The following is a 13,558-nucleotide window of genomic DNA, read 5'->3' as shown; positions in this document are numbered from 1 at the left end:
GATAATCATTCATATTTACATTCCCAATGAATACTCTAATACCTTTTGTATAAAAGCTTCGGGTTGATCAGCGTGTATCCAATGCCCAGCATTTTCAATGGTATAAAATTCGGCTAAAGGGAATACCTCCAAGATGCTTGGTTTATCTTCAGGTAATATATAATCTGATAATCCTCCATTGATGAATAAGGTATTAATTAGCACCTCTTCTTTGGGTGTTGCTTCTAGTATTGCCTCGTATTTATCAGCTAAAACAGGTAAATTGATATACCAAGCCAACTGATTTCTTTCCTTCCAATGTAGATTTTTAAGTAAAAACTGTCTTAACACAGTAGAATTGATATATTTTCCTAAGGCTTCATCTGCTTCTTGACGAGAATGAATCTGACTTAGATCAATGGATTTTAATCCTTGTATGATTTCATTGTGAGAGGCTACATTCTGTTTAATCCCCATATCTACAATGATGAGTTTATCTATCAATTCTGGATATTTCTGGGTGTAACGCATAGCTGTTTTTCCTCCCATGGAATGCCCTAATAGAATAAAATCTTTTAAATTATGTTTTAATACAAATTCTTGTAAATCATCGGCCATTAAATCGTAGCTAAACTCATCACTCCAAGGAGATTTTCCATGATTTCGTTGGTCAATCAAATACATTTCAAAATATTCACCTAAGGTTTTGGCATGTGTTTTCCAGTTATCCAAAGACCCAAATAACCCATGCAAAATAATGAAAGGTTTTCCGCTCCCGTTCTTTTGAAAGTTTAACTCCATTATGCTAACAATTTTAAATAATTCTGAATGGTTGTTTCCAATCCTAAATACAAAGCTTCTGAAATTAGTGCATGCCCAATACTTACCTCATCCAGATACGGTAAAGAATTCTTGAAAAATTGAACATTTTCCTGGCTCAAATCATGTCCCGCATTAATTCCCAAGCCTAATTCATGTGCTAATTCTGCGGCTTTTATATAATCTTTAACAGCCTCCTCCTTATTTTGTTTATAGTTATCCGCGTAAGGTTCAGTATATAATTCAATGCGGTCAGTACCCACTTCCTTAGCACCACGGATATTCTCTAAATTGGTATCTACAAAGATAGAAACACGTACTCCCATAGCCTTTATTTGTTTACAAATTTCGGTGAGTTTCTCTTTATTTTTTACAGTATCCCAACCTGCATTGGAAGTTAAGACTCCTGGAGGATCCGGCACCAATGTAGCTTGTGCTGGGCGAATATCTGATATAATCTTCATAAAACGCTCATCCGGATAACCTTCAATATTAAATTCTGTTGTTACAACCTTCTTTAAATCATATACATCTTGCGTGGTGATATGACGTTCATCAGGGCGTGGATGCACTGTAATTCCTTCAGCTCCAAACTTTTCACAATCAATTGCAACTTGACAGACATTAGGCACATTTCCTCCTCTTGCATTGCGTATCGTTGCTATTTTATTAATATTTACACTTAACTTTGTACCCATACAATAAATTTTTACGTTTACAAAGGTATATACATTGAAGCAGATTTACTACATTGGCAGATAGAATGAATGGAATTGAATTAATATCAGAAGAAATTGTTCCTTTAAAACATACAGATAAAGGAGAGAAAGCATTACAAATAATGGCCGATTTGAAGGTTAATCATTTGCCAGTATTAAAAAAACAAAATTTTGTAGGGGTATTGTCAGAAAATGATTTACTAAATCAGTCTGATTTATCTAAACAATTAACTGAATTGTTTGATCATTTACCAAGACCCTATGTAAAAGGAACCTCACATATCTATGAAGTATTGAATATTGCCTCTATGGATAATTTATCTGTTGTTCCCGTACTAGATGATAAAGAGAATTACTTAGGTTGCATAAGTGTTGTCCATTTATTACATAAATTAGCAGATACAGGAGCAATTAAAGAACAAGGTGGAATCATTATATTGGAAATTAATATGTTAGATTATTCTTTAGCTCATATATCTCAAATCATTGAAAGTGAGAATGCTAAAGTATTAAGTTCTTTTATTACATCAAGTCCATCTTCTAATAAAGTAGAACTTACACTTAAAATTAACCGTATTGAATTAGGTAGTATTATAAAAGCACTTATTAGATACGACTACACTATAAAAGCAAGTTTTCAACGTAATAGCTATGATGATGATTTGAAAGACAGGTACGATGAATTGATGAACTATCTTAAAATTTAGATATGAATGTTGCCATATATGCACGCAAAATAGCAAAAAATGATATTCCCTTCTTCGAACTCTTTTTGAAAAGGATGGAAGAGCTTCATTGGAATATCATTGTGGAGAAAGAATTTTATGAGCAACTGAAAATAACTCTTTCACTAAAAAAGAAATATCAGATTTTCACATCACATACTGATTTCTATTCAGGCATTGACTTAGCAATAAGCATTGGTGGAGATGGAACTTTTCTTCAATGCGTAGCTTATGTTCGCGCCAGTGGAGTTCCTGTTTTAGGTATTAACACAGGAAGATTAGGATTTTTGGCAGATACAAACACTTCAGATTTTGAACTGACTATAGAAAAAATTCTAAAAAAGAAATACACTCATCAGAAAAGAACTCTGATCAAAGTAGAAACGGAAGAAAACATCTTTGAGGATCAAAATTTTGCTCTGAATGAATTAGCCGTACATAAGAAAGACAATTCTTCCATGATTATCATAGAAGCTTATTTAGATAATGATTATTTAAATTCTTATTGGGCAGATGGTTTGCTGGTAGGTACACCTACAGGTTCTACAGCATATAGCTTAAGCTGTGGTGGTCCTATTATTAGCCCAGGAAGTGGTGTGCTTTTTCTTACTCCCATTGCTGCACATAATCTCAATGTGCGCCCTTTAATTGTTCCGGATAAACTTCCTATTAAGTTAAAAACCATGGGGAGAGAACGAAACTTTCTCATGACTTTAGATTCTCGTTCAAAGACTGTAAAGACGGGAACTGAAATTATCATAACAAAAGCAGATTTCGATGTAAATCTGATTAAGCTTAGTGAGAATGATTTCTTTACTACTATACGCAATAAGATGATGTGGGGAATAGATCAGCGCAATGAATAAGCAATAAATTTCTATCTTTGTCGTTAATTTCCACAAATGAAAAGGCTTCATTATATCGCATTATGTATGGTTTTGAGTTTTACTGGAAGCATTCCTCTTAAAGCTCAACTTCAGAATTTCAAATCAGAATCATATATTGGTTTGATGCTTGGAGGAAGCTACTATATTGGAGATTTGAATCCATTTGGTCATTTTAATAAACGTACAGGGCCATCAGCAACACTTATATACAAATACCATATTAACTCAAGACTAGAAGCAAGAGGAACGTTTAGTTATGGTCGTGTAGCAGGAAGTGATGCTGACGCAAAAGATGCTTCATTGAGGGCTCGAAACCTTTCTTTCCATTCCGATATTTTTGAATTAGCTGGAGGGATAGAATTTAATTATTTGAATTATCGTCTGGGGAATACTAAATATTTCTTTTCTCCTTATTTATTTATTGAAGCAGCTATTTTTAGGATGGATCCCCGTACGACCTATAAAGGAGAGATGGTTCATCTACAAACTATAGGTACAGAAGGTCAAAACAGTAAACTCTCAAATAAAAAATCATATCCTCTCATACAATTTGCCATTCCTTTTGGAATAGGTTTTAAATTTAACTTAGGACATAAAGCTGCAATTGCGCTAGAATATGGTTTACGAAAAACATTTACTGATTATTTGGATGATGTTGGGAGTGGGGATTTTATAGATAAAAAAGAATTGGCAAAGTATAATGGAAACATCGCTGCAGAACTTTCCGATCGCTCGAATCCTGGTTATAAAATGACTGGTAAAAGAGGAAATCCCGCAACTAAAGATTGGTATTCTATGTTTGGAATCTCTTTTATCTTTTCACTTGGAAAGGGAAATACTTGCTTTTATTAAAAAGCTTGCTTATTTATTGATTTAGCCGAAAAGAAGATAAACAACAATGTCATAAGTGGCGCTTTAAATCTTACAAGTACATTATAAAGGCCAGCAGTATATCCCGCAAAGAATCCAAGAATTAATGTGAAAACAAGTGCAAAAACTAAAAGTTCTTGATTTCCTACAAAAGAGAAATGTCTTATCATATTACCAGACCGAAAGAAAAAATTAAATGTAAAATACATCAATAACAAGCCTTCTATGCCACTAAGAAGTAAGAAAGGGCTAGTTGCTTCCCACAAAAAAGGTCTATAAAAAGCAGTAATTATAGAAATAGGTATCGCTTTAATCATGCCTACTAAAGAGTAATCTGTAATTTCTAGATCATAACGCTTTCCTCCATAGGTAGAATTTTGTGCAAAATCCTGTTGTTTAATATTTGCCTCTTGGATAAACTGATTATTATTTAGTTCTTTCTCATTATAATTAAGATAAACAAAGGCTATAATCATAAAAATGAAAACAGTAAAAAACTTTAGAATAGTCCTAAAGAATACGTCTCGTGCAATCTTTTTAATAATTCGTAAAATAAACACCAAGAAGAAAGGGCCATAAATCGCAACTAGCATAAAGTTTCTAGTGCGATAGAGTATAAATGAAGATAATAAGAGTAATACAACATTTTTAAAAGAGAAACTTTTCTTCTTAAGAAGAAAGCTCAATAAGATAACTATACAATATTGGGCTGCAGCAAGAACAAATGTATCTTTAGAAATACCTGAACACCAAAAAGCTACAGTAGGAATAAATAAGGATGCAAACACAATAATCCATGATTTTGTAGGAGCAAATTCACGCAAGAATTCAAACATTCTCCATGAACTCAGGAAAATTATTGTACCACAAATAAGAGAAAGAGCAATGTAGCTATTGAAGGTAAAAAAAGTAAAAACAGAAATAATCTTAGAGATAAAGAAACTTTCAGGCTCTTTATAGATCCAAGCTGGTGGATAACCTGTTTCTTGATTAAAGTACTTTGTTAATGTTGAAAAAGAAGGGGTTTGTAGAATTTCATTGAAATAATGCATTGGATTTTCCCAAAATAACTGATTGAGATTGTAAGCTCCTTGCCAATACTCAAGAGTGTCTCCTCCATCATACATGATTTTTACATAAACGAAAGCAAAGAAAAAGGCAAAAAATAACTTGAAAAGTAAAGCAGGGAGAAAGAATCGATAGTGCTCCTTTTCTTTATTATTCATCCAAATAAACAGGAAGACAGTCAGGATAATTAAGAACCATCCTGCTCCAATCATAATATCTAAAGAACTGAATAATGCTGGTTTCAATACTTCTTGTTTTATTCAAAAATAGATAAAAAGTATTCTAATTCAGTACAAATCAATAAAATAATCCAGTAAATACTAGGATAACTTCTCTAGAGCTTCTTCTAAGTTGGCAATAATCTTATCAATATCCTCTAAAGCTAAAGTTCCGACAGACAATCTAAACCAAGGTAAATCATGGTTTGTACCAAAGGCATAGAATGGAACAAGAGCTATCTTCGCTTGGTTGAGAATATATTCAAACACTTCTTTCATATTTGATAAGCGTTCTCCTTGTGGGGTCATTTTCCCAATAAGGTCTAACTTGATTGTTAGGTAAATTGCACCTTGTGGAGCTATCACATCAATATTCAATCCTTTTGTATGTAATGATTTTAACCCTTTGTATAGTCCATTTAATCTAAGATTAATCTTACTTCTTTGCTCGCTAATAAATTGGTCATACGCGTTTTCATTCAATAGAAAATTGGCAGTTGCAATTTGTTCTGCTTTAGGCGCCCAAGCACCTACATGCGTTAATAATGATTTCATCTTAGAAATCACCTTTTCTGGACCCATTCCCCAACCAACTCGAATACCAGTTGCAGATAATGATTTAGAGATACCATCAACAAAAATGGTATAATTCTTCATCTCAGGACGCAATTTTACTGGGTTATAGTGTTCAACACCATCCATCATGAGTTCCCAATAAATTTCATCAAATAATAAATAGAGCGGTTTTGTTTGCTCATCTCTTCTATGATTTTCTGCCAAGATTAAATCACAAATTTCTTCCAATCCTTCTTTTGTAAATACAGTTCCTGTTGGATTTTGTGGAGAACAAAGTGCAATTAGAGTAGCCTCTTTAACATAAGGCTTAATATCAACAGCTGAAGGCATAAAATTATTTTCTGGTTTCCCTTCAATAACTACCGATTTTGCTTGATTTAAATATGTATAGTGATTATTATTCCAAGATGGAACTGCAAAAACAACCGTATCATTTGGGTCAACAAGTGTGGCATAAACACTATAAATAATAGGTCTAGCACCACCCGAGATTAATATTTCATCTGAAGTATATGTAACTCCAGCTCTTCTCTTTTGAAAGGCAGAAACCGCATTCCTCAATTCTATAACACCATTTGCAGCTGGATAATTTGTTATATTACTTTGATATGCTTTTAAAATTTCTGCTTTTAACTCATCAGGAATAGGGAAATAGTTAGGGTTAAAATCACCAATCGTAAGATTAAAAATTTTCTCTCCTTGTCCAATTAACTTATTAACTTCTCCCGAAAGTTTAATAATTTCAGAACCAATCAATTGATCTGCTAACTTTGATACTTTTAACTCCTGCATTTTGTTTTATTTTTTGTAAAAATAAGCAATTCAAAACTTGTAAGAGACACATTTCCTGAATAATTATTTGAAAGGAGAAAATTAAGGATAGATAGCATCATTTAAAGTGACTTCTCAAAAAGAATTAAACACTCCGAAAGCTATCGGTACCCTACTCCCCCTTAGGAGGGGGTTGGGGGGAGGACACCTATACTCCAAATAAACGGGGGGATTCTTATATTCAATTTGGTGAGAGAACACTAGAACTTGCCCATCCTTTCTACATTTGCTTCTAAAAATGACTATTTAAAAAAAACTTCCCGAAGTTTTGAGATAGCCTCCCTTATTTACTTTAAGGTAAAAGTATCTTTGCCAATCAGAGCACCATCTGCAAAAATCTTCACGGTATAATTACCACTTGGAATTTCTTTTCCTTCTAGATTATATACAATGGTCATATCTATCAATTGTCCTTGATAATTAATTTCTCGTTTTCCAGAATAAAGGATTTCACTTCCTGCAACTTGTACTACATCATTTGGGCGTTTATAAAGCACCTGCCCGTTTGGATCAGTGATTTGCAAATAAATCATCTTATTACCTGTTCGTGCTATCTTGTTTTCTCCAATAGTGAAAGTACAAGTAATCACCTCTACTTTATTTGCCTTATTCACACCTTTTGTGCCTGCACCAGCAGATTTATATTTTTGCGCCTCCGTTACAAAATTAAATGCACTCAATTGCGCTCCTTTAGTTAGTAATTCTGCGCTCTGTTCATTAATTTCACGTAGTTTGTCACGCTCAGTAGTTGTTTCTTTCAACTGGGTAGAAGTTTTATCTAATTGAGAGGTTAAATTCACATTTAACGTATTCAAAGAGTCAATAGTCACCAAGTAATGATTCATAATTTCACGTAAACGTTCATTCCGTTTTTTCAATTGATTAATTTCATAATAACTTCTATTTCTAGTATCTTGTAATGAACTCAATAATCTTTGGATACTATCTTTCTGTATCTGAAGGCTATCTGTCATAGATGCATCTTTTTCCATCAATTTATCATAGGTGGATAACATTTGTGCAAAGTCCTTTTTTAAATCCATGGTTGCACCATCAATATATCCGGAAAGAGCTTCATTCATCGCTTGCATTTCCAATTCAAACTGAGCATTAGTCGTCTGACAATTTTCATACGCTCTTGCTTCTTTAGAATACATCCACCCTAAGACGCCAGCAATAAGAAGTGCTAAAATGGTAATTAATATCCATACTCCTGCACTAGACTTGTTTGTTTGTTGAAGATTCTCAGACATAATTTTATTTTTATTTTATTAAAGTATTGCTTCCTATACTAATTGCCAAATTTTTTATGATAAATTATGAACTATACTGCATTAAATAAGCTTTTAAAAAGCCATCTAATTCACCGTTCAATACTTTTTCAGGCTCATTAACTGTATATCCTGTTCTATGGTCTTTCACCCGTCTATCATCTAATACATAGCTTCGAATTTGTGATCCCCACTCAATATTCTTTTTCTCTGCTTCAATAGCATCTCTCTTTTCAGTTCGTTTTTTCAATTCTAATTCATATAACTGAGACTTTAAGAGTTGTAATGCTTTTTCTTTATTATTCAATTGCGACCTTGTTTCAGAGTTTTCAATTATAATCCCCGAAGGAGCATGTCTCAATCTCACGGCTGTTTCAACTTTATTTACGTTTTGTCCTCCAGCACCTCCAGATCTAAAAGTTTCAAACGTAATGTCTGATGGATTTATTGCTATCTCAATAGAATCATCAACCAAAGGATATACATATACAGAAACAAAAGAAGTATGTCGTTTAGCATTCGCATCAAAAGGGGAAACACGTACCAAGCGATGTACCCCATTTTCTCCTTTTAAATAACCAAAAGCAAATCCACCTTCAAACTCAAGCGTAACCGTTTTAATACCAGCGATATCTCCTTCATGGTAATTAATTTCTTTTATCTTATATCCATTCTTTTCACCCCACATGATATACATACGCATGAGCATACTTGCCCAATCACAGCTTTCTGTACCTCCCGCTCCAGCAGTAATTTGAAGAACAGCACTTAAATTATCTTCTTCACTAGAAAGCATGTTTTTTAACTCTAACTCTTCTAGTTCTTGTAAAATATCTGCATAAGCTTCATCAATTTCTTCTTCTGCCCCAGATCCATCGTTATAGAACTCAATTAATACTTCTAAATCCTCCGTTTTCGATTTCAAGTTTTGGGAAGATTCTATCCAAAATTTTAATTGTCTATTCTTTTTTAGAATAACTTCTGCCTTCTTAGGATCATCCCAAAAAGTAGGATCTTGTGTTTTTAATTCATTTTCATGAAGTTCTCTCTTTTTATCATCAATAGAGAGATATAAGAATAATTGATCTATTCTTTTTTGTAATTCCTTTATTTGGTCGTTATTTACCATATTAGGAGCAAAATTAAAAATTTGATAGATTTATAATGAATCATATAATCATTTTGTTAAATAACCTATGTTAATTACCTAAAATAACTTGTTTCGTAATTAGAATAAATACAGATTGTAATGTCAGAATACCAAACAACGGTTATAGCAAGTGAATAAATTCCGTTCGCTGAAGACTAACAATCCATGTTAAGGGAAGAGGGTGAGATTATCGTTCGCTGAAGACTAACAATCCTTGTTAAGGGAAGAGGGTGAGATTATCGTGCGCTTAGGGCTAACAATCACCGTTATGGAAAGAAGGTGAGATTCCGGTCGCTGAAGACTAACAATCCACGTTAAGGAAAGAAGGTGAGATGTCTTGTCCTGAAATAGGTTTACACATTTATTAACCATAAAAAGTGTAAACAATGCAAAAAAGTAAAGTCAATTTAGGACTAAAATCTTCGGGAGAATTTAATTTAGAAGAACGGAGGCAAATCATTGAAGAATATCTTCAATCAGATTGTACTAAAAGAGAAATCTGGTATAAATATACCGGTCAAGAACATGAAAAAGGTTATCTTTTAAATTGGATGCGTCAACTAGGTTACCAAGTTCCAGAGAAAAGAGTTAAATTTGTTTCGACTAAAACACTAGCTATGAGCAACAAAGCCAAAGAATCGGTAGAAGTAACTCAATTAAAGGAAAAAATTAAACAGCTAGAAAAGGCACTAGTCAGCTCTGAACTAAGAGCCACTGCGTATGAAACAATGATTGAAATTGCAGAAAAGGAGCTAAAAATAAGTATTAAAAAAAAGTCCAATACCAAACAATCTTTACGATAAAAATGCGTCAACCTAAAATAGGATTAAGCAAATTATGCTGGTTGTTTGGTGTTACTCGTCAGGCATATTATCAGAGTTTTTATAGAGCAGAATTTCAAGAAATTGAACAAGCTTTAGTATTAAAAGAAGTCATTTCTATTAGAAATAATCATCCAAGAATAGGAACTAGGAAGCTGTACATTATGTTGGAAAGTTTTCTGCTAGAGCACCAAATAAAAATGGGGAGAGATGCTTTGTTTGACTTGCTTTCCCTACATACTTTATTGATTAGAAGGAGAAAAAGAGTCATCAGAACAACCCAGTCTAATCACTGGATGAGAAAATACCCCAACTTAATAAGAGCATTTATTCCAACTGCTCCTAACCAGTTATGGGTAAGTGATATAACTTATTGGAAAACAGGATTTGGTGTTTTGTATATTTCTTTAATTACAGATGCTTTTAGTCATAAAATAATTGGTTATAACCTAGCTCAATCTCTTGAAGCCATTGAGAGTTTAAAGGCTCTTAAAATGGCATTAAAGCAGGATATATTGTCGCAAAATCTTATTCATCATTCTGACAGAGGGAGTCAGTATTGCAGCTATAAATATGTAAATCTCTTAAATAGTTATGATGTTCAAATAAGTATGACTGAATCTGGAGATCCGTTAGAAAATGCCGTTGCAGAAAGGGTTAATGGAATACTAAAAGAAGAATATTTAGAGTATTATAAAGTAAGAACTTTTAAGCAGGCTAAGGAGTTATTTGACAAGGTGGTTGTTCTGTATAATGAACATAGACCTCACATGAGTATTGGGAATCAAACTCCTAATAAGGTTCATTTAGGAGAGGTGGAAAAGGGCGAAAGGAAATGGAAAACATATTATAGAAAAGTAAATCAAGAACAAAAAAGTGAAGAGTGTGTATAGGTTTTTTTTAGGCATTAAGACCTCTAAAGTATTTAGAAAAGGGCTAACAAAAGTTAGCCCCATAACAAAGTTTAATACTTCGTCGGTCGTCGATTTATCCCTGATAAGTTGCTCCTCAGCAGAGCTTATTTCCGTTTCCATCGATAATGCAAAAATAAATAAAATGTAAATGAATTTTAGGATTAAAATAAAATGTAAATTTATAACAGGATTAAAGAGAAAAAGTGTAAACTTTTTTTAGGACGAGACAAGATTCCGTTCGCTGCGCTCCGGAATGACAACCGTCAACATAGTTAGAAGGAGAGTGGGGCGGCAAAGCCGCCCCACTCTCCTTTATTATAGGCTTAAGTGTAATTTCGAAGCGTAGCGAACGGAACCTAATGTCCTTTTTAACCCGATAAGAGCAATACACAACAGGTTAAAATATAGACACATTGCAAACCAATAAAGCAGAAACTTCGTCTAGAAATAAAAGTTAGAAATTGTTGATACGTGTTAAAAGAAAATTAAATTCCTGTGAAAAATTGGAATTCTATGGAAGAATACGTAATTTTATTGCCCCAAATGCTAAAATCTTTTATATGAAAAAAACATTGTTCGCTATTGTCATATTATTTAGTTCAATAGTAAGTAACACCCCATTTGCTCAAGAAATAAGGGCATGTGATACAGATTTAAAACGTCAAGAATTTTTTAACAGCCTATCTGAACAAGAAAAAGCACAATATATTCAAGAGAGAGCTAATTACCAGCAAGAAATTAAGACTTTCATTCAAGAACATCCTGAATTACAAAGCAGTATTCATGAAAAAACTATTGTTTATACTATCCCAGTAGTATTCCATATTATTCATGAGAATGGCCCTGAAAATATCTCCTACGAACAAGTGGTAGATGCTGTCGAACACATGAATAAAGATTATCAGAAATCAAATAGCAACTGGATGGATGTCGTTCCTGTATTTTTACCTTATGTAGCGGATATACAAATAGAATTCAAATTAGCTAAATTAGATCCTAATGGTAATTGTACAAATGGTGTAACGCGAACATACTCAACACAAACTAATGATGGAAATGCAAACAGGGTCGCAATTGTAAAAGCGGCACAAGGGGATTGGCCTGGAGATAAGTATCTAAATATATTTGTGGCCAAGGATATTGGAGGTGCCGCAGGTTATACACAATATCCTAATAACTACTTAGGTTCCTCCATGAGTAATGGTATCCATGTTATCCACAATTATGTAGGTGGAATAGGTACTTCTTCTTCAACAGGCATACATACACTTTCACATGAGGCAGGTCATTGGTTAGATTTACCTCATGCATGGGGAGATTCTAACGAGCCTGGTTTGGCAGGAAACTGTTCTACAGATGATGGTATTACTGATACTCCTTTATGTAAAGGTGCAACGACATGTAATTTAAATATGAATTCTTGCGTAGAACCACCAAGTTCTCCTTATGGTTATGATGTTGTAGATAATGTTGAAAACTTCATGGAATATGCATACTGTTCTAAAATGTTTACATTAGGCCAGAAAGCTAGAATGCATGCAGCACTAAACAGCTCAGTAGGGGGTAGAAATAATATATGGAAAACTACAAATTTAGCAGCCACAGGAGTAAATGCCCCTGATATATTATGTACAGCTGAATTCAAATCTGATTATCAAGAAGTATGCCCAGGTCAACCTGTTACTTTTCAAGATTTATCTTATTTTGGAGCTACTTCGTGGAACTGGGAGTTTGCAGGAGGAACACCAGCTACATCTTCTATCCAAAATCCTACAATTACATATAACACTCCTGGAACCTATCAAGTTAAATTATCTGTATCCGACGGTTCTACAAATAAAAGCATAACAAAAAATGCTTATATTGTTGTGTTAGATGAAGGACTAGCCTTACCGTTCATTGAAGGATTCGAGAATCAATCCTTCTCTGATAATTTCTGGATGATAGAAAATCCAGGAAGTAATAATAAATTTGAAACCACAAATACAACTGCTTATACAGGTTCGAAATCTATTAAGTTAACTAATTTTGGTCAACCAAAAGCTAATATCGACGCACTAGTGTCACAGCCTATTGATTTATCCTCAATTACAAATACAACAGAAGTTACACTGTCTTTTCGTTATGCATATAGAAAACGACAAGCTGCAAACTCTGAATGGTTACGTGTATATATTTCCAAAGATTGTGGAAATGCTTGGGAGGTACGCAAAACTCTGAAAGGGAATTCTTTAGGAAATGATATTGCTACGAGTGCATGGACTCCATCTTCTCCAAGCGATTGGGTAACTGTTCACATGATAAACATCACAAGTCAATTCTGGATCGACAATTTCAGAGTAAAATTTGAATTTGAATCAGACGGTGGAAATAACTTCTATATGGACGATATCAATATATACGCTGGAGACCCTCAAGATGATCCACTAGGTATTGATACTGAAAATGCAAATGAATTAAACTGTATGGTTTACCCAAATCCTACAAATAAAGCAGCTAATATTTCATTTACTTTAAACCATGCTCAAAATGTAGATATTCAATTAGTTAATTTAGCAGGACAGGTAATTTCTACTGACAGAATACACGCTTCTGAAGGAAAAAACCTAGTAATGATGGATGTTGATAATATTCAAGCAGGAGTTTATTTAATAAAAGTGATTTCTGGTGATACTCAAGTTGTAAAACAATTGATTATCAATTAAGAAGA

At 33.5% G+C, this 13,558-nt stretch carries 12 protein-coding genes; 6 read left to right on the top strand and 6 right to left on the bottom strand.

What is annotated here, in order from left to right:
- Positions 1 to 15: 15 nt before the first annotated feature.
- Both M9897_01010 and M9897_01005 read right to left on the bottom strand, forming a co-directional pair.
- The gene (locus M9897_01010) at positions 16 to 780 is read right to left on the bottom strand and encodes an alpha/beta fold hydrolase (GenBank protein ID MCO5267459.1); all 765 of its coding nucleotides are present in this window, start codon (positions 778 to 780) and stop codon (positions 16 to 18) included.
- The gene (locus M9897_01005; protein MCO5267458.1) at positions 780 to 1,496 is read right to left on the bottom strand and encodes a pyridoxine 5'-phosphate synthase; all 717 of its coding nucleotides are present in this window, start codon (positions 1,494 to 1,496) and stop codon (positions 780 to 782) included. Before M9897_01005 ends, M9897_01010 begins: the two co-directional genes overlap by 1 nt.
- 53 nt (positions 1,497 to 1,549) lie before the next feature.
- On the opposite strand from M9897_01005, the gene M9897_01000 reads away from it, so the two are divergent.
- The 3 genes from M9897_01000 to M9897_00990 are packed head-to-tail and all read left to right on the top strand — an operon-like array spanning position 1,550 to position 3,981.
- Complete coding sequence (locus M9897_01000; protein MCO5267457.1) at positions 1,550 to 2,224, top strand: CBS domain-containing protein; 675 nt, start codon at positions 1,550 to 1,552, stop codon at positions 2,222 to 2,224.
- 2 nt (positions 2,225 to 2,226) lie between these two features.
- Positions 2,227 to 3,108, top strand: coding sequence for an NAD kinase (locus M9897_00995; protein MCO5267456.1), 882 nt, complete (start codon positions 2,227 to 2,229; stop codon positions 3,106 to 3,108).
- 36 nt (positions 3,109 to 3,144) lie between these two features.
- Positions 3,145 to 3,981: a DUF6089 family protein gene (locus M9897_00990; GenBank protein MCO5267455.1), complete on the top strand. Its 837-nt coding sequence runs from the start codon at positions 3,145 to 3,147 to the stop codon at positions 3,979 to 3,981.
- On the opposite strand, the gene M9897_00985 is transcribed toward M9897_00990, so the two are convergent.
- The 4 genes from M9897_00985 to prfB form a co-directional block, all read right to left on the bottom strand.
- A complete protein-coding gene (locus tag M9897_00985; GenBank protein MCO5267454.1) occupies positions 3,978 to 5,312 on the bottom strand; it encodes a hypothetical protein in 1,335 nt (444 codons plus the stop codon). The genes M9897_00990 and M9897_00985 overlap by 4 nt on opposite strands.
- A gap of 75 nt (positions 5,313 to 5,387) precedes the next feature.
- On the bottom strand, positions 5,388 to 6,653 hold the full coding sequence (locus M9897_00980; GenBank protein ID MCO5267453.1) for an aminotransferase class I/II-fold pyridoxal phosphate-dependent enzyme: 1,266 nt from the start codon (positions 6,651 to 6,653) through the stop codon (positions 5,388 to 5,390).
- 326 nt (positions 6,654 to 6,979) lie between these two features.
- Complete coding sequence (locus M9897_00975) at positions 6,980 to 7,945, bottom strand: hypothetical protein (protein MCO5267452.1); 966 nt, start codon at positions 7,943 to 7,945, stop codon at positions 6,980 to 6,982.
- 64 nt (positions 7,946 to 8,009) lie between these two features.
- Positions 8,010 to 9,092 carry a peptide chain release factor 2 gene (prfB, locus tag M9897_00970; protein MCO5267451.1) on the bottom strand — a complete coding sequence of 361 codons (1,083 nt, stop codon included), beginning with the start codon at positions 9,090 to 9,092 and terminating at the stop codon, positions 8,010 to 8,012.
- Between the two features lie 407 nt (positions 9,093 to 9,499).
- On the opposite strand from prfB, the gene M9897_00965 reads away from it, so the two are divergent.
- The 3 genes from M9897_00965 (at position 9,500) to M9897_00955 (ending at position 13,553) form a co-directional block, all read left to right on the top strand.
- Positions 9,500 to 9,916, top strand: coding sequence for a hypothetical protein (locus M9897_00965; GenBank protein ID MCO5267450.1), 417 nt, complete (start codon positions 9,500 to 9,502; stop codon positions 9,914 to 9,916).
- 2 nt (positions 9,917 to 9,918) lie between these two features.
- Positions 9,919 to 10,827, top strand: a complete 909-nt coding sequence (locus M9897_00960) for an IS3 family transposase (protein ID MCO5267449.1) — start codon at positions 9,919 to 9,921, stop codon at positions 10,825 to 10,827.
- A gap of 581 nt (positions 10,828 to 11,408) precedes the next feature.
- The gene (locus tag M9897_00955; GenBank protein MCO5267448.1) at positions 11,409 to 13,553 is read left to right on the top strand and encodes a M43 family zinc metalloprotease; all 2,145 of its coding nucleotides are present in this window, start codon (positions 11,409 to 11,411) and stop codon (positions 13,551 to 13,553) included.
- Positions 13,554 to 13,558 lie beyond the last annotated feature (5 nt).

The organism is Brumimicrobium sp. (assembly GCA_023957385.1).
Classification (GTDB): Bacteria; Bacteroidota; Bacteroidia; order Flavobacteriales_D; family Crocinitomicaceae; genus Brumimicrobium.
Note: the sequence above shows the minus strand (reverse complement) of the source record. Positions and strands in the feature narration are given on the sequence as shown.

Excerpts from the sequence above, each read along its gene's own strand:
- M9897_00980 (MCO5267453.1), bottom strand. The coding sequence starts at position 6,653 with ATGCAGGAGTTAAAAGTATCAAAGTTAGCAGATCAATTGATTGGTTCT.
- prfB (MCO5267451.1), bottom strand. The coding sequence starts at position 9,092 with ATGGTAAATAACGACCAAATAAAGGAATTACAAAAAAGAATAGATCAA.
- M9897_01005 (MCO5267458.1), bottom strand. The coding sequence starts at position 1,496 with ATGGGTACAAAGTTAAGTGTAAATATTAATAAAATAGCAACGATACGC.
- M9897_00975 (MCO5267452.1), bottom strand. The coding sequence starts at position 7,945 with ATGTCTGAGAATCTTCAACAAACAAACAAGTCTAGTGCAGGAGTATGG.
- M9897_00955 (MCO5267448.1), top strand. The coding sequence starts at position 11,409 with ATGAAAAAAACATTGTTCGCTATTGTCATATTATTTAGTTCAATAGTA.
- M9897_01010 (MCO5267459.1), bottom strand. The coding sequence starts at position 780 with ATGGAGTTAAACTTTCAAAAGAACGGGAGCGGAAAACCTTTCATTATT.
- M9897_00990 (MCO5267455.1), top strand. The coding sequence starts at position 3,145 with ATGAAAAGGCTTCATTATATCGCATTATGTATGGTTTTGAGTTTTACT.
- M9897_00995 (MCO5267456.1), top strand. The coding sequence starts at position 2,227 with ATGAATGTTGCCATATATGCACGCAAAATAGCAAAAAATGATATTCCC.
- M9897_00960 (MCO5267449.1), top strand. The coding sequence starts at position 9,919 with ATGCGTCAACCTAAAATAGGATTAAGCAAATTATGCTGGTTGTTTGGT.
- M9897_00965 (MCO5267450.1), top strand. The coding sequence starts at position 9,500 with ATGCAAAAAAGTAAAGTCAATTTAGGACTAAAATCTTCGGGAGAATTT.